General features: G+C 73.6%; 14 protein-coding genes and 1 pseudogene. 5 read left to right on the top strand and 10 right to left on the bottom strand.

Annotated elements, in window-relative coordinates; all coding sequences use genetic code 11:
* Positions 1–45: 45 nt before the first annotated feature.
* Both ACLIYP_RS08910 and ACLIYP_RS08905 read right to left on the bottom strand, forming a co-directional pair.
* Entirely contained in the window at positions 46–1,893 is a 1,848-nt protein-coding gene (locus ACLIYP_RS08910) for a glycoside hydrolase family 3 protein (RefSeq protein WP_412712589.1), read from the bottom strand.
* A 414-nt stretch (positions 1,894–2,307) separates the two neighbouring features.
* On the bottom strand, positions 2,308–2,829 hold the full coding sequence (locus ACLIYP_RS08905) for a GNAT family N-acetyltransferase (RefSeq protein ID WP_412712588.1): 522 nt from the start codon (positions 2,827–2,829) through the stop codon (positions 2,308–2,310).
* 183 nt (positions 2,830–3,012) lie between these two features.
* Between ACLIYP_RS08905 and ACLIYP_RS08900 the strand changes: the two genes are divergently transcribed.
* The gene (locus ACLIYP_RS08900; protein WP_412712587.1) at positions 3,013–4,029 is read left to right on the top strand and encodes a sigma-70 family RNA polymerase sigma factor; all 1,017 of its coding nucleotides are present in this window, start codon (positions 3,013–3,015) and stop codon (positions 4,027–4,029) included.
* 227 nt (positions 4,030–4,256) lie between these two features.
* On the opposite strand, the gene ACLIYP_RS08895 is transcribed toward ACLIYP_RS08900, so the two are convergent.
* A complete protein-coding gene (locus tag ACLIYP_RS08895; RefSeq protein ID WP_412712586.1) occupies positions 4,257–5,309 on the bottom strand; it encodes a P1 family peptidase in 1,053 nt (350 codons plus the stop codon).
* Positions 5,310–5,362: 53 nt separating this feature from the next.
* On the opposite strand from ACLIYP_RS08895, the gene ACLIYP_RS08890 reads away from it, so the two are divergent.
* Entirely contained in the window at positions 5,363–5,572 is a 210-nt protein-coding gene (locus ACLIYP_RS08890) for a hypothetical protein (RefSeq protein ID WP_412712585.1), read from the top strand.
* Positions 5,573–5,594: 22 nt separating this feature from the next.
* On the opposite strand, the gene mscL is transcribed toward ACLIYP_RS08890, so the two are convergent.
* The 6 genes from mscL to ACLIYP_RS08860 all read right to left on the bottom strand — a co-directional run bounded on the left by mscL (position 5,595) and on the right by ACLIYP_RS08860 (position 11,830).
* The gene (gene mscL, locus ACLIYP_RS08885) at positions 5,595–6,188 is read right to left on the bottom strand and encodes a large conductance mechanosensitive channel protein MscL (protein WP_412712584.1); all 594 of its coding nucleotides are present in this window, start codon (positions 6,186–6,188) and stop codon (positions 5,595–5,597) included.
* A gap of 108 nt (positions 6,189–6,296) precedes the next feature.
* On the bottom strand, positions 6,297–6,590 hold the full coding sequence (locus ACLIYP_RS08880; RefSeq protein WP_412712583.1) for an RcpC/CpaB family pilus assembly protein: 294 nt from the start codon (positions 6,588–6,590) through the stop codon (positions 6,297–6,299).
* A 647-nt stretch (positions 6,591–7,237) separates the two neighbouring features.
* Positions 7,238–8,068, bottom strand: a complete 831-nt coding sequence (locus ACLIYP_RS08875; RefSeq protein ID WP_412712582.1) for an S-methyl-5'-thioadenosine phosphorylase — start codon at positions 8,066–8,068, stop codon at positions 7,238–7,240.
* Positions 8,069–8,168: 100 nt separating this feature from the next.
* On the bottom strand, positions 8,169–8,492 hold the full coding sequence (locus ACLIYP_RS08870) for an FmdB family zinc ribbon protein (RefSeq protein ID WP_412712581.1): 324 nt from the start codon (positions 8,490–8,492) through the stop codon (positions 8,169–8,171).
* A 145-nt stretch (positions 8,493–8,637) separates the two neighbouring features.
* The gene (locus tag ACLIYP_RS08865) at positions 8,638–10,008 is read right to left on the bottom strand and encodes an MFS transporter (RefSeq protein WP_412712580.1); all 1,371 of its coding nucleotides are present in this window, start codon (positions 10,006–10,008) and stop codon (positions 8,638–8,640) included.
* Positions 10,009–10,348: 340 nt separating this feature from the next.
* Positions 10,349–11,830, bottom strand: coding sequence for a potassium/proton antiporter (locus ACLIYP_RS08860; protein ID WP_412712579.1), 1,482 nt, complete (start codon positions 11,828–11,830; stop codon positions 10,349–10,351).
* A 220-nt stretch (positions 11,831–12,050) separates the two neighbouring features.
* Between ACLIYP_RS08860 and ACLIYP_RS08855 the strand changes: the two genes are divergently transcribed.
* On the top strand, positions 12,051–14,861 hold the full coding sequence (locus ACLIYP_RS08855; RefSeq protein WP_412712578.1) for a penicillin acylase family protein: 2,811 nt from the start codon (positions 12,051–12,053) through the stop codon (positions 14,859–14,861).
* A 65-nt stretch (positions 14,862–14,926) separates the two neighbouring features.
* Here the strand turns inward: ACLIYP_RS08855 and ACLIYP_RS08850 are convergent, their stop codons facing one another.
* Positions 14,927–15,535, bottom strand: coding sequence for a 5-formyltetrahydrofolate cyclo-ligase (locus tag ACLIYP_RS08850; RefSeq protein WP_412712616.1), 609 nt, complete (start codon positions 15,533–15,535; stop codon positions 14,927–14,929).
* A 227-nt stretch (positions 15,536–15,762) separates the two neighbouring features.
* On the opposite strand from ACLIYP_RS08850, the gene galU reads away from it, so the two are divergent.
* Both galU and ACLIYP_RS08840 read left to right on the top strand, forming a co-directional pair.
* Complete coding sequence (galU, locus tag ACLIYP_RS08845) at positions 15,763–16,668, top strand: UTP--glucose-1-phosphate uridylyltransferase GalU (RefSeq protein ID WP_412712577.1); 906 nt, start codon at positions 15,763–15,765, stop codon at positions 16,666–16,668.
* A 4-nt stretch (positions 16,669–16,672) separates the two neighbouring features.
* Positions 16,673–17,046 (top strand): annotated as a pseudogene (locus ACLIYP_RS08840) (gephyrin-like molybdotransferase Glp); the annotation flags it as partial.

Genomic DNA, 17,046 nt, shown 5'->3' with positions numbered 1-17,046 from the left:
GGTTAGCGGATGAGCGCGGGGCGTGCCGAACGTGTTGGGCGGAAGTCAGTACGTCAGGCCGTGTCCGAAGGGATAGAGGGTGCCGGTGGAGCCGAGGTCCGGGACGGCGACCGGGAGCCTGCCGGCGGGGGAGAGGTCGCCGTAGACGGTGCGGACGGCGGCCCGGAGGGAGGGGGCGCCGTAGGAGTAGGTGGCCAGGTAGGCCGGGACGCCGGGGAAGCGGCGGACGTCGTACGGGTTGCGGACGGCGACGGCGACGACCGGCGTGCCGGTGTCCATCAGGGCCTGGACCAGCCTCGCCTGCGCGGCGCCCTTCTCGGAGCCCGCCGCGGCCGCGTTGACGGAGACGATCACCAGGCCGGCGCCCGCCGCCGCGCCGGCCGCCTCCGTGATGCGGTCCGCGGAGGGGATCGCGCCCGTCTCCAGCACGGTGGCGCTCTGGCCGGGCCGCTCGGTGACCGCGTCGGCGAGGGTCCGGGTGGTGCCCACGCCCCAGCCGGTGACCAGGACGGAGCGGGCGCCGGAGGGGAGGGGCAGGAGGGAGCCCTCGTTCCTGACCAGGGTGACCGTGCGGTCGGTGATGGCCTGGGCGTCGGTCCTGTGGTGCTCGGCGCCGACGGTGCGCACGGCGTGCTGCTCGTCCACGTACGGGTGCCGGAAGAGGTCCCGGCGGAGCTTGTGCGCCAGGATCCGCTCGACCGAGGCGTCCAGACGGGAGACGGGGATCTCCCCACCGCGCACGGCCTCCAGAACGGCGCCGTAGGCGGTGTCCAGTCTCGGCGCCAGGACGAGCTGGTCGCAACCGGCCCTGAGGGCCTGGACCGGTGCCACGTCCGGCGGGAACTGGCCCGAGGCGCCCTGCATGTCCAGGGCGTCGGTGACGATCAGGCCCTCGAAGCCCAGCTCCTCGCGCAGCAGCCCGGTGACGATCGGCTGCGACATGGTGGCAGGGACCCCCGACGGGTCCAGGGCCGGGACGACGATGTGGGCCGTCATGATCGTGTCGACCCCGCGCGCGATGGCGGCCCGGAAGGGCGGCAGGTCGATGCTCTCCAGCTCCTCGCGGGTGTGGTCGATCCGCGGGAGACCGGTGTGGCTGTCGGTGTCGGTGTCGCCGTGCCCGGGGAAGTGCTTGGCGGCCGAGGCGACCCGGCCGCGGTGGTAGCCGCTCACGGAGGCGTCGACCAGGGAGGCGCACAGGGCGGGGTCGGAGCCGAAGGAGCGGACGCCGATGACCGGGTTCTCGGGGTTGACGTTGACGTCGGCGACCGGGGCGTAGTTCTGGTTGACGCCCATCGCCGCCAGCTCCAGGCCGATGATCTCGGCCGAGCGCCGGGTGTCGGCGGCGGACCGGCCCGCCGCCAGCGCCATGTTCCCGGGCAGGAGGGTGGCGGGGTCGGTGAGGCGGTAGACGACGCTGCCGCCCTCCTGGTCGATGGAGACCAGCAGCGGCACGCGGGCGCCCGCGCGGACCGCGGCCCGCTGGAGGCCGTTGGACAGACGGGCGGTCTGGAGCGGGTCGCGGACGTTGTCGGGGCCGCGGCGGGCGTCGAAGTAGATGACCCCGCCCGGCCGGTACTTGGCGATGACCTCGGCGGGGGTGTCCACGCCGTACAGGGTGCGGTTGCCCGCGGAGACCGTGTCGGCGGCCTGCCCGTAGACCTCGACGACGAAGAGCTGCCCGACCTTGTCCTCCAGGGACATGCGGCGGACCAGGGCCCGGGCCCGGGCGCGTGCGCGGTCGGTGCCGGAGCCGGCGGCCGATCCCGCGGCCGTCCCGGTGTCCGCGTTCGCCGGGGAGGAGAGGGCGGCGGAGGCGGTCAGCGCCGCGGTGACACCGAACAGGCCGGTGGCGAGGGCTTGTCTGCGGCTGGGAGTCGCGGGCTGCTGCATCGGGTCTCTCCTCACATGGGCGGATGGAACGGGTGGGGCCGGTGGTGCGCGTGCGGAAGGGACGGCATGTGGGGACGGATGCCGGAGCCGTGGCGGCCACATCGTTCCAGCGCGCCGGGCCCGCGGCCAGAGGGGTGCGGGACTGTCAGTGGTCGGGCCATTGGCGGAGGTGCACGGGGAGGCGCGGAAGGAGGGGGCGGGGGAGCCGGGAAGGAGGGGACGGGAGGGTGGGTCGGGGGGCGGCTTCGGGCGGGGAGGTTCGGGCGGGCCCACTGGGATTGTGGCCGTGGCGGCCGGGGCCGGGCGCGGCGACGCGCGGCGCGGGCGCGGCACGGTGCTCCCGGAGGGTGACGCGGGACGCGTCCGCCGCGGGAGCCGGGGCCGTGAGCGCGCGCCGGACGCCTCGGCGGCGCCTCAGCGACCCAGCGGCTTCTCGTACCAGGCCACGTCCCAGTACCGGCCGAACTTCCGGCCGACCTCGCCGTACGTGCCGATGTGGCGGAAGCCGAAGCGGGCGTGGAGGCGTACGGAGGCCTCGTTGGGCTGGGCTATGCCCGCGTAGGCGCGGTGGACGTCCTCGCCGCCGAGGGCTTCGAAGAGGTGCTCGTACAGCAGGGTGCCGACACCCCGCCCGCACGCGTCGGGGGCGAGGTAGACGCTGACCTCGACCGAGGTGGAGTAGGCGGGCTTGGGGCGGAACGGGCTGCTGGTGGCGTAGCCCAGGAGGCGGTTGGATTCCGCGTCGAGGGCAACCAGAAGGCGGTGGGGACCGTCCTTGGGGTGGGAGAGCAACCAGGGACGCCTGGCGTCGGCGGTGAGGGGTTCGACGTCGAATGTGACGGGGGTCTCACGGACGTAGTGGTTGTAGATGTTCGTCAGATCCGGGAGGTCGCCTTCCTCGCCCGCTCTGACCTGGACTTCTCCGCGCTCCGTCATGCCCGGCCCTCTCTGTGCGGCGGCGCAGAATACCGCAAGATCCGGAAAAACGATGCGCGCCGTGGGAATTCTGTCCGGATTGAAGTCGTTGATTCCATCGGAACGGGCACCCGAACCAAGGAGACGCCGGGTGGCTGGACCGCCACCGACCAGTTGTAGACCACGACTCGCAAGGGAGTACGCATGGCAACCCGTGCCGTCGCCCGTCGTCAGGCCGATCCCAACGGCGCTGACGAGGCACGACCTGTACGTACCTCGTCGGCAGGGGATGTAGCGGACCGGGACCTGGTCGGCATGTACCTCGACGAGATCGCCCGCACCCCGCTGCTGGACGCGGCGAAGGAGGTCGAGCTCTCGCTCGCCATCGAGGCGGGCGTGTACGCCCGGCAGATCCTCGACGGCGAGGTCGAGCCCGTCTCGGAGGACTCGCCGAGCGCGACCGCGACCCGCGGGGAACTGGAGGCCGTGGCCGCCGAAGGCGAGCGCGCCAAGGACGTCTTCATCCGCTCCAACCTGCGCCTGGTCGTCGCCGTCGCGCGGCGCTACCCCCGCAGCGGCCTGCCGCTGCTGGACCTGATCCAGGAGGGGAACGCGGGCCTGGTGCGGGCGGTGGAGAAGTTCGACTACCGCAAGGGCTTCAAGTTCTCCACGTACGCGACGTGGTGGATCCGGCAGGCCATCACGCGGTCGATCGCCGACCAGTCGCGCACCATCCGCCTCCCCGTCCACCTGGTGGAGGAACTGGGCCGGATCCGGCGCGTGCAGCGGGAGTTCAACCGCGAGCACGGCCGCGACCCCGAGCCCGCCGAGATCGCCGAGGAGCTGGGCTCCACGGCCGAGCGCATCACGGACGTGCTGGACTGGGCCCGTGACCCGGTCAGCCTGAACATGTCCGTGGACGACGAGGGCGAGACGCAGTTCGGCGACCTGCTGGAGGACACCTCCGCGACCTCTCCCGAGGACTCCGTGCTCGTGATGCTGCGGCGTGAGGAACTGGAGGACATGATCGGTCGGCTCGACGACCGGACGGCCTCCATCATCCGGGCGCGCTACGGCATCGAGGACGGGCGCGAGCGCACGCTGACCGAGGTCGGCAAGCAGCACGGCCTGACGAGGGAGCGCATCCGCCAGATCGAGAAGCACGCCCTGCTCGAGCTGAAGAAGATGGCCCATGACACGGGCTTCGACGCGGCGGCGTGACGGCGTCCGGCGCGGTGGGGCGCACCGCGCCGCGCCGGAGCACAACCGAAGACGACCCCTGGACAGGGACCCCGGCGCATTCCCCCCCAGCGCCGGGGTCCCGCTGTGTCCGGGGCCGGTGGCGTCCGGCGCCCCGGTGCGGTGGCGGTGAGGCGGCGTGGTGGGGCGGTGGGGTGAGGCTGCACCGGGGACGCCGGGGGGACGCCGGGGAACCGAGCCGTACCGGTTCAGGGACGGCGGTAGAGGTCGCGGTACGCCGGGAACACCCCGCCCGGGCCGTCCACGCCCTCCGCGGCCAGTACCGCTTTGACCACCGCCCGCGTCAGGGTGTCGGCGCCGGCCGCCAGCACGTCGTTGACCTCCTCCGCCTCCAGCCGGCGTGTGCCGGTGGACAGGGCGAAGACGGTGTCCCCGTCGGTGAGCAGGTGCACCGGGCGGACCGCGCGGGCCAGCCCGTCGTGGGAGGTGCCCGCCAGCTTCTGCGCCTGGGCGGGGGTGAGCTGCGCGTCGGTGGCCACCACGGCCAGTGTGGTGTTGAGCGGCGGCCGTACGGAGGCGGCCGAACGGCGCTCCGACTCCTGCTGGGCGGCGGCCAGGGACCGCAGCGCCTCGGCGTGCTCGGCATCGGTGGGGAAGACCGGACGCCTGCCGTACAGCTCGCCGTAGAGCGCGCCGGTGGCCGGGTCCAGGGCCGAGCCCACCGCGTTGACCACGGCCAGCGCGCCCACCGTGGTGCCCGAGGGCAGGACCGTGCTCGCGGTGCCCACTCCGCCCTTGAGCCCGCCCGCCACAGCCCCCGCACCGGCCCCGGCGTTGCCCTGGGGGACCGGCTCGCCGACGCTCGTACGGGCGGCCGCCTCGGCCGCCTCCCGGCCGAGCGCCGCGTCGGGACGGGCCCGCCAGGAGCCGCCCCGGCCCAGGTCGAAGAGGCAGGCGGCCGGGACCACGGGCACCACCTGGTCCGGCTCCGGGCCCACGGGGAAGCCCCTGCCGCGCTCCTCCAGCCAGGACGTCACCCCGCAGGCGGCGTCCAGCCCGAAGGCGCTGCCCCCGGTCAGCACCACGGCGTCGATGCGCTCCACCAGATTGCGCGGGTCCAGGGCGTCGGTCTCCCGGGTGCCGGGCCCGCCGCCCCGCACGTCCACGGCGGCGGTCGCCCCGCCCTCCGGGGCGAGGACCACGGTCGTGCCCGTCAGCCAGCCGTCGCCGATCCGCTGCGCGTGGCCGACCCGCAGGCCCTGGACATCCGTCAGTGCGTCGTTGACCTTCGAGGCGTTCATGAGGCCATGATCCTCCTCCCGGGTGCGGGCCGGGGCCGCCGTACTCTGGAGGGATGAGCACCCCCGCCACCCCCGGCGCCACCTCCGGCCACGGCGCCGAGCCCCGCGACCCGGCCTCCGCGCTGGACTTCTCCGACCCGCTGAGCCGTCCCTCGGCCGACGACACCGACCGCGGCTGGGGCGAGCGCCCGGAGGCGGGCGGCGACGGCGGTGCTGCCGATCTGGCCCGCTTCCTGGACGAGAAGCCACCGCACCATCTGTGAGGCGCTCCGGGCAGCGCCCGGGTCAGGCCTTCCCGGAGGGACCTCCGGACGTACCTCCGGATGTACCGGACGGTCCCTCGGTGCCCGGCCGGGCACCGCCACTCTCGAGGGCGCCGCGCTGCGCCGCGAGAAGGGCGGCGTCCGCGCCGCCGTTGCCGTCGCGCTGGGCCAGCAGCGCGTCGCGGATCTCGGTGAGCAGCTCCACCTCGGTCTTCTGGGCCGGAGTCGCGGCCGCTTCCGCCGCCTCCTGGGCGCTCAGCGCGTCCAGCCGCTCCTTGAACTTGTTCATCGGCACGATCATCAGGAAGTAGACGACCGCGGCGGTGATCAGGAAGGTCAGGGCGGCGCTCAGCACCGAGCCCCACTTGATCGCGATACCGCTGACGGCCGCACCGGTCGCCGCGTCGAACTCGCACGGGCCCTGGAGGCAGGACTGGTAGCGGTCGAGGTCCCTTGGACCGATGGAGCCCACCACCGGGTTGATGACGCCTTCCACCACCGAGTTCACGATCTTGGTGAAGGCCGCCCCGATGACGACGGCAACGGCCAGATCGACCACGTTGCCCCGCATCAGGAATGACCTGAACCCGGCCAGGACGCCCTGCTTCTCGCTCAACGGACTGCCTCTCCTCCGCACACGTGCTCCGGCTTCCGCCGGATGAACGCAGCACACGCTGCACGAACTCCGCGCGGACTGTCCAGCCCGGCCCCCGGCGGGCGGTGGTCAGCACAGTGTCACCGCCAGATGGGAGTGCGCCGCCGCTCCGGCGAGCCGGGCGGCCGTCGGCCGGGGCACCGAGAGCACCACCAGCGCCCCCTCCCGGCCGCCGGATCCCGCCTCCGGGCCGGAGGCGGGCTCGGGTACGGCCGCCACCGGCACGTTCCGGGCGATGGTCCGCGCGCGGACCGCCGGGCCGGCGTCCGGGGCGCCGGCGGGGGTGGCCAGTACGTCCACCCTGTCCCCGGGCCGCAGCAGTCGCACCGCCTCCGCGTCGGGGATCCGCACAGGGGCGTCCACCGTCGTGCCGTCCTCCCCGCCGTCCGTGGACGCGGGCGGGGCCGGACCCGCCGGTGCTTCCCCGGCCGCGGGCCGGGCCGCCGGGAGCGCACGGTGCCCGTCTCCGCCCCCGTCTACGGGCGCGCCCCAGAGGGCCGCGCCCGCGGAGACGACGGCCAGCAGCAGTGCCGCCGCCCGGAACCACCGGCCCGCCGTCCGGAGCGGGCCGAGGGGGCCCCGCCCGGCACGCACCGGCTCGAACTCCGGCACGGGACCGGCGGCCGGAGGGCAGGAGGGCGGCGGAAGGGAGTGGGGCGTGGAGAGGGAGGAGGGCGGAGGGGGAACGGAGGAAGTACAGGACGAAGAGGACGAGGGGGAGGACGAGGAGAAGGGGGAGGAGAAAGGTGTGCCAGGGGGCGCGGACTGAGGGGAAGAAGAGGACATCGAGGTCACCGCCTTGTGCTGGAAGCACCCCAACGATGTCCGGCCCCGCGGAGATCCGCCGGGCCCTGTGGACTACCCACCGGTTGTGGACAACTCGCTCACCCGCGCGAGGCAGAGGCACGGGAACCGCACGAGCCGCACGCGCCCTCCGAGCCGCCCCGTACAGCTCCCACAGCCCTCGGCCCTTCGCCCACAGCCCGCCGCCGGCCGGCTCCCGGAGCCCTCTAGGGAAGCTCGATCCCCAGGTCCAGTCCGTCCAGAGCCGTCGCGCAGGCGCAGTCCCGCTCCGCCGGCAGGCCGGCCACCGTGTCGAAGAGCACCTCGCGCAGCCGTCCGACGTTCTGTGCGAAGACCTGGAGCACCTCCTCGTGCGAGACGCCCTCGCCGGTCCCGGCGCCGGCGTCCAGGTCGGTGACCAGCGCCATCGAGGAGTAGCACAGGCCCAGTTCGCGGGCGAGGACCGCCTCGGGGTGCCCGGTCATCCCGACCACAGACCAGCCCTGCGCCGCGTGCCAGCGCGACTCCGCGCGGGTCGAGAAGCGCGGCCCCTCGATCACCACCATGGTGCCGCCGTCCACCGGCTCCCAGCCGCGCCCGCGCGCGGCCGCGACGGCCGCCGCCCGGCCCGCCTCGCAGTAGGGGTCGGCGAAGGAGAGGTGCACCACGTTCGGCACCGAGCCGTCGGGCAGCGCCTCGCCGTCGTAGTAGGTCTGGACGCGCGACTTGGTGCGGTCCACGAGCTGGTCCGGCACCACCAGCGTGCCGGGCCCGTACTCGGGCCGCAGCCCGCCCACCGCGCACGGCCCCAGCACCCGCCGCACGCCGACCGAGCGCAGAGCCCACAGGTTGGCCCGGTAGTTGATGCGGTGCGGGGGCAGATGGTGCTTGCGGCCGTGCCGGGGCAGGAAGGCCACCCGGCGCCCGGCTATCTCGCCGATGAAGAGGGAGTCGCTGGGCTCGCCGTACGGCGTGTCCACCGCGACCTCCATCACGTCGTCCAGGAACGAGTAGAACCCGGACCCGCCGATGACGCCTGTCTCCGCCTGTGCGCTCATGGCCGAACACACTAGCCCCCGACGCCGCGGCCCCGCCGCGGTGCGTACCGCGACGGGGCCGGGACAGGCGGGTTCCGGCTCCGGGCCGGAAGGCGGACCGTCAGGCCGCCGAGGAGCCTGCCTTGGACGACGAGCCGCCGGACGAACCCGAGCTCTTCTCGGAGGAAGAGGAGGCCGACGAGGGCGACGACGCCGCGGACGAGGCCGACGACGAAGAAGAGGACGACGACGGGCTGCCGGACGAGGAGCCGCGGCTGTCGTTCCGGTAGAAGCCGGAGCCCTTGAAGACGATGCCGACCGCGGAGAACACCTTCTTCAGGCGGCCCTTGCAGCTCGGGCACTCGGTGAGTGCGTCGTCGGTGAACTTCTGAACCGCTTCCAGGCCCTCGCCGCACTCGGTGCACTGGTACTGATAGGTCGGCACTTGCTCCTCCTGGCACTCTTCCCTGTGGAGTGCTAACGACGCACCATGGTGCAGTATTCCGGCGGCTTAGTCCACCGGGAGCGGCGGACGGTGACCCTCGCCACGCCCCGGGGCCCCTTCCCCGTCCTCCGTCCGGCGCCCTCCGTCACCCGGTTCGCGGCTCCCTTCCACCGCCCGGTCGCCGGTCGCCCGGCCGCCCGCCGTCGGCCTTCCCGTCGCCCGGCCGCCCGTCCCCCTCCTGCCCGCCGTCCGGCTTCAGCCATCCGCGCAGTGCCGCCACCGTCGCCAGCGCCAGCGCCGTGGCGGCCAGCGGCACCGTGAATCCGGCGCTCGCCCCGAAGCCGTCCGTCAGCTGCCCGGCGGCCGACGCGGCGCCGGCCTGCCCCAGCGCCACCGCACCGGCCATCCAGGTGAACGCCTCGGTGCGCACGCCCGCCGGAACCAGCCGCTCCACCAGGGTGAAGCCGGTGATCAGGCTCGGCGCGATGCCCATGCCGGTCAGCAGCCCGAGGACGGCCAGCAGCGGGACCACGTCCACCGCCCACAGGGGCGCGGTGGTCAGCGTCAGCAGCGCGTACGCCGCCAGCAGCCGGCGCTGCGGGGCCGAGCGCCAGGTCAGGGCGCCGAAGACGAGACCGGCGAGCATGTTGCCCGCGGCGAAGATCCCGTACAGCACGCCGTTGAGGCCCGGCTGTCCGATGGAGTCGGTGAAGGCGGCCATCGACACCTGCATCCCGCCGAAGACAGCGCCGATGCCCAGGAAGGCGACGATCAGCACCCGTACGCCCGGCACCGACAGCGCCGAGGCGTGCGGCGCGCCGTCCGCTCCCCGGGCGCGGCGGTGGGCGGGCGGCGCGGTACGGCGCTGGGCCGCGAAGAGCAGTCCGCCGACGATGGTCAGGGCCGCCTCGGCGGTCAGCCCGGCGGCCGGGTGCACTCCGGTGCACAGGGCGGTGGCCAGGACCGGGCCGATGACGAAGGTGAGCTCGTCGGTGACCGACTCGAACGCCGCCGCCGTCGACAGCAGCCGGGTCCTGCCCGGCCCGCCCGGCGGGCCCGATCCGTCCGGTGAACCGGGCCCGCCCCTGAGCAGGTGCGCCCAGCGGGCCCGCACCATCGGGCCGACCTGCGGCACCGAGGCACCGGCCGGCACGGCCGCCAGCAGCAGTGCCCACAGCGGCGCCCGGGACAGCGCCAGGGCCGTCAGCACGCCCACGGCGGCGGCGTGCAGCAGCACCCCGGGCACCAGGACCGCACGCTGGCCGAAGCGGTCGGCGAGCCGGCCGCTGCGGGGTGCGAACAGGGCCATCGACACGCCGGTCACGGCGGAGACGGCGCCCGCCGTGCCGAACGATCCGGTGGTGTCCTCGACCAGCAGCACGATGCCGAGCGTCAGCATCGCGAAGGGCTGGCGGGCCAGGAAGCCGGGCAGCAGGAACGTCCACGCACCGGGAGTGCGCAGCAGGTCCCGGTAGCCGGGCTTCCGGTTCGTGACGGGAGTGACCGTGGTGGCCACGGCCGTACCTTTCTGCCGCCTGGTAGCGCGCCGCGGTCCGTACGGCGCGCGGTGTCGCGGTACGGCGGGGGCACGCCGAAGGCCGTCCTCTCGCACGGACCGCGGCGTGTGGTCGGCCGGGCGGCCGTGCCGGCCCTGCATCAGGCGGGGTCGAAACTCCGGTAGCTCCGAAAGTCGGACAAACGTACGGCCTCAGGGTAGCCGATCACCCGCAGACCCGGTCGCGTCCCGCTCGTGCCCCCTGCCCGTGTCCCCGTCTCCGCCCCCGTCCCACCCACCCGCCCGACCGGCCCGCCCCGCCCTGACTTCGTCCCCGTTCCCGCCCTGCCGAAGCCCTGTCTCAGCCCTGCCGCAGCGCCGAACTGCCCGCCGTCCCCAGCCAGCCCGCCAGCTTGCCGCCCCGGCCCACGGCCATCAGCCGCCGCTCGGTGGCGTCCCGCACCGCGTCGGTGGCGACCACCAGCAGTTCGTCGCCGTGCCGCAGGACGGTCGAGGGCGAGGGCACGAAACTGCTGCCCTCGCGCACGACCAGGGTGACCGCCGCGCCCTTCGGCAGCCGCAGCTCGGCCACCTCCACGCCCTGCATGCGCGAGCCGTCGGGGATGGAGACCGCGATCAGGTGCCCGCGCAGCCGCTCCAGCGGGGCCGACTCGATGTCCAGGTCCTGGGTGCCGCCGGCCTTGTCCAGCCCGAGCCTGCGGGCGACCCAGGGCAGGGTCGGCCCCTGGAGCAGGGTGAAGACCACGACCAGCACGAAGACGATGTTGAAGATCCGCCGGCTGCCCTCCACCTGGTCGACCATGGGGATCGTCGCCAGGATGATCGGCACCGCGCCGCGCAGCCCCGCCCACGACATCAGCGTCTGCTCCCGCCAGGGGAGCCGGAAGGGCAGGGTGCACAGCACCACGGACACCGGCCGCGCCACCAGCGTCAGCACCAGTCCGACCGCCAGCGCCGCCCAGAAGTCGCGCAGCAGCTCCGAGGGGGTCGCCAGCAGACCGAGCAGCACGAACAGGCCGATCTGCGCGATCCACGCCATGCCGTCGGCGAACCCCCGGGTGGCCGGGCGGTGCGGCAGCCTGGAGTTGCCGAGGACGACCGCGCTGACGTAGACCGCCAGGAACCCGCTGCCCTGCGCCAGTGCGCCCCCGGCGTACGCCAGCACGCACAGCGCCATCACCGCGATCGGGTACAGGCCGGAGGCGGGCAGCGCGACCTGCCGCAGGCCGTACTCGCCCAGCTTGCCGACGGCCAGTCCCACCGCGAGTCCGATGGCCAGCTGCAGCGCGATCTGCCCGACCAGGACGTACCAAGACTCCATCGGGCCGGCCGAGGCGAAGGCGACGACCAGGATCACCACCGGCGCGTCGTTGAACCCGGACTCCGCCTCCAGCATCCCCGTCAGGCGTGGCGGAAGCGGCACCTTGCGCAGCACGGAGAAGACCGCCGCGGCGTCCGTCGAGGAGACGACCGCCCCCATGATCAGCGCCGGCCGCCAGTCCAGCCCCACCAGGTAGTGGGCCCCCGCGGCGGTGACGCCCACGCTGACCGCGACACCCGCGGTCGCCAGTACGGCCGCGGCGGGCATCGCCGGGCGGATCTGCCGCCACTTGGTGCCCAGACCGCCCTCGGCCAGGATCACCACGAGCGCCGCGTAGCCCAGCACCTGGGTCAGTTCGGCGTTGTCGAACTCGACCCCGAGTCCGTCCTGCCCGATGACGAGTCCGATGCCGAGGTAGATCAGGAGGCTGGGCAGCCCCGTGCGGGAGGAGAGCCGGACGGCCGCGACGGCGACGAGCAGCACGAGCGCGGAGACCAGCATGAGTTCGTTGAGGCGGTCGACAGTCAGAAGCCGATCCTTCCGTGGGCATGCGGAGACGGCGGCCGGGACCCGGCCGCCGGGAAGTCATTTCATTGCCTAACAATTTACCATCGCTTGAATCTTCGGCTCCCGATGCGCAGACTCCCTGCCGACCGGTGACCCGGCTCGTCCTATGGTTGCTCCAGCACCTCTGGTCCCACCCTGCCCTCGAAGGACAGCGATGCCCGCCAAGAAGACCCCGCGACGCGCCCGCCTTCTCGTGATCGCAGTCGTGCTGCTGCTCGTGGCGGGCGTCGGCTACGGCGCCTACTGGAGCGTCGACACCGTCCGCGCGTCCTTCCCCCGGACGACCGGCTCGGTACAGCTCGACGGCCTCTCCGCCCCGGTCACCGTCAAACGCGACGAGCACGGCATACCCCAGCTCTACGCCGACAGCGCCGAGGACCTCTTCCGCGCCCAGGGCTACGTCCACGCCCAGGACCGCTTCTGGGAGATGGACGTACGGCGGCACCTGACGGCCGGCCGGCTGTCGGAGATGTTCGGCGAGAGCCAGGTCGAGACCGACGCCTTCCTGCGCACCCTGGGCTGGCGGAAGGTGGCGCAGGAGGAGTACGACACCAAGCTGTCGGAGACGACCAAGAAGTACCTGCTGGCCTACGCCGAGGGCGTCAACGCCTACCTGGGCGGCCGCAGCGGCGCCGAGCTCTCCCTGGAGTACGCGGCCCTCGGCTTCGTCAGCGACTACAAGCCGCACAAGTGGTCGCCGGTGGACTCCGTCGCCTGGCTCAAGGCCATGGCCTGGGACCTGCGCGGCAACATGCAGGACGAGATAGACCGTGCCCTGCTCTCCAGCCGCCTGACGAACAAGCAGATCGAGGCGCTCTACCCGGACTACCCCTACGACCGGAACAAGCCGATCGTCCGGGACGGCGCCGTCAGCGCCCTCGACGGCGCCTACGACCCGAAGGGCACCGCTCCGCAGGACGGGGGCGCCGCGCAGAACGGCGCCACGGACCCGGGCACCGCGGCTCCGGGCACAGCGGACCCGGGCACAGCCGTCCCCGGCGGGGCCGCCTCCCCCGACGGCGCCGCCCAGGACGCCCCGGCGGACCAGACCGGTCAGGGCGCGCGGACCCAGCTCGCGGCCCTGGCCGCCTCCCTCGACTCCATCCCCGCCCTCCTCGGCCCCAGCGGCGACGGCATCGGCTCCAACTCCTGGGTCGTCTCCGGCGAGTACACGACCACCGGCAAGCCGCTGCTCGCCAACGACCCGCACCTGGCCCCGCAGCTCCCCTCCCTCTGGTACCAGATGGGCCTGCACTGCAACTCGGTCGGCGAGGCCTGCCCCTTCGACGTCGCGGGCTTCACCTTCTCCGGCATGCCCGGCGTGATAATCGGCCACAACCAGGACATCTCCTGGGGCTTCACCAACCTCGGCGCCGACGTCACCGACCTGTACCTGGAGAAGATCGAGAACGGGACGTACCTCTACGACGGCAAGAAGGTCCCGTACGACACCCGCGAGGAGGTCATCAAGGTCGCGGGCGGCGAGGACCGCAGGATCACCGTCCGCTCCACCCGCCACGGCCCCCTCGTCTCCGACCGCAGCGGCGAGCTGGCCGGCGTCGGCGACCACGCCCCCGTCGGCGACGTCGCCCCCGACCGCGGCAAGGGCTACGCCGTCGCGCTGCGCTGGACGGCGCTGGAGCCCTCCAGGACGATGGACGCGGTCTTCGAGCTGAACGCCGCCGGCGACTTCGAAGGGTTCCGCAAGGCGGCCCGGAAGTTCGCCGTCCCCTCCCAGAACCTGGTCTACGCCGACACCGAGGGCAACATCGGCTACCAGGCGCCCGGCCGCATCCCGGTCCGCGCCGAGGGCCACGACGGCCGCTACCCGGCACCCGGCTGGGACTCGGACTACGAGTGGGAGAGCTACATACCGCAGGAGGCCCTGCCCTGGGAGTACAACCCGGAGCGCGGCTACATCGTCACCGCCAACCAGGCCGTGATCGACGCGGAGAAGTACCCCTACCCGCTCACCGAGGACTGGGGCTACGGCGCGCGCAGCCAGCGGATCGACGACCTCATCCAGTCCAAGATCAAGGACGGCGGCAAGGTCTCCACGGACGACATGCGCACCATGCAGCTGGACAACAGCAGCGAGATAGCCAAGATCCTGGTGCCCTACCTGCTGAAGATCGACGTCAAGGACCCCTACGTCCGCCAGGCGCAGGAACTGCTGGAGGGCTGGGACTACACCCAGGACGCCGACTCCGCGCCCGCCGCCTACTTCAACGGCGTGTGGCGCAACCTCCTCAAGCTCGGCTTCGGCAACAAGCTCCCCAAGGAGGTCCGCGTCGAGGGCGAGTGCCTGCGGGTCCGCCCGGCCGACGAGTCCGGCCCCATCGAGGACCTGAGCGGCAACCCGCGCACCGTCCGCGAGTGCGGCACCCGCGCCCCGGAGTCCGCGCAGCCCGACGGCGGCGACCGCTGGTACGAGGTCGTGCGCACGCTGCTGGACGAGCCCGACAGCGGCTGGTGGACCCCCGGCAGCCGCTTCGAGGAGGGCGAGGGCGACCGCGACGCGCTGCTGGCCCGCGCCATGAAGGACGCCCGCTGGGAGCTGACCACCAAGCTCGGCAAGGACATCGAGACCTGGAGCTGGGGCCGTCTGCACCGGCTGATGCTCCAGAACCAGACCCTGGGCACCGAGGGCCCCGGCTTCGTCCAGCACCTGCTCAACCGAGGCCCCTGGGACCTCGGCGGCGGCGAGGCGGCCGTCAACGCCACCGGCTGGAACGCGGCGGGCGGCTACGAGGTGGTCTGGGTGCCGTCGATGCGGATGGTGGTCAACCTGGCCGACCTCGACGAGTCGAGCTGGATCAACCTCGCCGGCGCCTCCGGTCACGCCTACCACGCCAACTACGTGGACCAGACGGACATCTGGGCCGAGGGCGGGCAGCTGGACTGGGCGTTCAGCCCGGACGCCGTCGAGGACGCCACCGAGGACACCATGGCCCTCACCCCGTGACGCCCTCGCCCGTGGCCCCGTGACGCAGTGAACCCGTGACGCCGCGAGCCCCGCGCCCGCCGGTCTCACGCCGTGAAGCGGTGCACCCCCTCGGGGGTCACCGCGGCGTGCACCGGACGGTCGTGGGGCTCCGCCGGCACCCGGCGCAGGTACTCGCCCGAGTGCAGCAGCACCACCAGCGCGGGGGCGGCCCCGGACGCCTCGATCCGGGCCAGCACCCGGTCGTAGCTGCCCCCGCCGCGCCCCAGGCGCATCCCGCGCCGGTCCACCGCCAGGCCCGGCAGCAGCACGACCTCGGCCCCCGTCACGGCCTGCGGCCCGAGCCGCGGACCGGTGGGCTCCAGCAGCCCCCGGCGGGCGGGGGAGAGGAACTCGGCGCCCTCGTACGCGGCCCAGTCCAGGTCGTCGTCCGGCAGCAGCACCGGAAGCAGCACGCGTACGCCGCGCCAGTGCAGTTCGTCCACCAGCGCGCGGGTGTCGGGCTCGCGCCCCACCGAGACGTACGCGGCGACGGTGCGCGCCCCGGTCAGTTCGGGCAGTTCCAGGGCGTGCCGGGCGAGCGCGCCGGCGACCCGGTGGACGCCGTCCTCCGGCAGATGGGCCCGCGCCGCCAGGAGGGCGCGCCGCAGCGCACGCTTCTCGCCGGCCACCGTCTCCGCCGCCGTTCCCGGCACCGTCTCCGCCGCCGCCCGCGTACCCCGGTGTGCTCCGGTGGTTCCGTCGTCCTTCACGCCGTGTTCATCTCCCCGGCTCGATTACGCCAGTCCCTCGCCATGGCAGGCGCATTATCATCCTGATGGCGCGCCGGCGCGGCCCCGAGCGCCGGGACGAATCCCCGCGAACCGCAACGGACCACTCAGACGTGCGTGTTACGTCACAAACCAACGGCTATGGTGCAGACATGACTACCTCGCGTACACGGCGGATCACCAAGGCCGTCATCCCGGCCGCCGGGCTCGGCACCCGCTTCCTTCCGGCGACGAAGGCCACCCCGAAGGAGATGCTGCCGGTCGTCGACAAGCCCGCGATCCAGTACGTGGTGGAGGAGGCCGTCACCGCCGGCCTCCCCGACGTCCTGATGGTCACCGGCCGCAACAAGCGCCCGCTGGAGGACCACTTCGACCGCAACTACGAGCTGGAGGAGGTGCTGCGCAGCAAGGGCGACGCGACCAAGCTCACCCGCGTCCAGGAGTCCACCGACCTGGCCACCATCCACTACGTGCGCCAGGGCGACCCCAGGGGCCTGGGCCACGCGGTGCTGTGCGCCGCCCCGCACGTCGGCGACCAGCCCTTCGCCGTCCTCCTCGGCGACGACCTCATCGACGCGCGCGACCCGCTGCTGTCGAGGATGATCGAGGTCCAGGAGACCTACGGCGGCAGTGTCGTGGCGCTGCTGGAGGTCGACCCGGACAGCATCCACCTCTACGGCTGCGCCGTCGCCGAGCCCACCGGCGACGACGACGTCGTGCGCGTGTCGGACCTGGTGGAGAAGCCCTCCCGCGAGGACGCCCCCAGCAACCTGGCCGTCATCGGCCGCTACGTCCTGGACCCGGCCGTCTTCGAGGTGCTGCGCAAGACCGAGCCCGGCCGCGGCGGCGAGATCCAGCTCACCGACGCCCTCCAGGCCCTCGCCGCCGACCCGTCCGTCGGCGGCCCGGTCCACGGTGTGGTATTCAAGGGCCGCCGCTACGACACCGGCGACCGCGGGGACTACCTCCGCGCCATCGTCAGGCTGGCGAGCGAGCGCGAGGACCTGGGCCCGGACTTCCGCGCCTGGCTGCGAGACTTCGTCAAAGAGGAGCTGTAGGCACTTGAGCCGTACCTGGTCCGTCGACGAGCACCTGGCCGACGTCCTGCGGTCGGTGGGCCCGCTGGAGCCCATCGAGCTGCACCTGCTCGACGCCCAGGGCTGCGTGCTCACCGAGGACGTCCTGGTGCCCGTCTCCCTGCCGCCCTTCGACAACAGCTCCATGGACGGCTACGCGGTGCGCGTCGCCGACGTGGAGAAGGCGAGCGGGGACGACCCGGCGGTGCTGGAGGTCGTCGGCGACGTCGCGGCGGGCGCCGGCCGGCTGCCCGAGGTCGGCCCCGGCCAGGCCGCCCGCGTGATGACCGGAGCGCCGCTGCCGCCCGGCGCCGAGGCCGTCGTCCCCGTGGAGTGGACCGACGGCGGTGCCGGCGGCGG

Source organism: Streptomyces nanhaiensis, assembly GCF_046614825.1.
Taxonomy (GTDB): Bacteria; Actinomycetota; Actinomycetes; order Streptomycetales; family Streptomycetaceae; genus Streptomyces; species Streptomyces radiopugnans.
The sequence above is the reverse complement of the archived record's forward strand: the minus strand, read 5'-3'. Positions and strand labels throughout refer to the sequence as shown.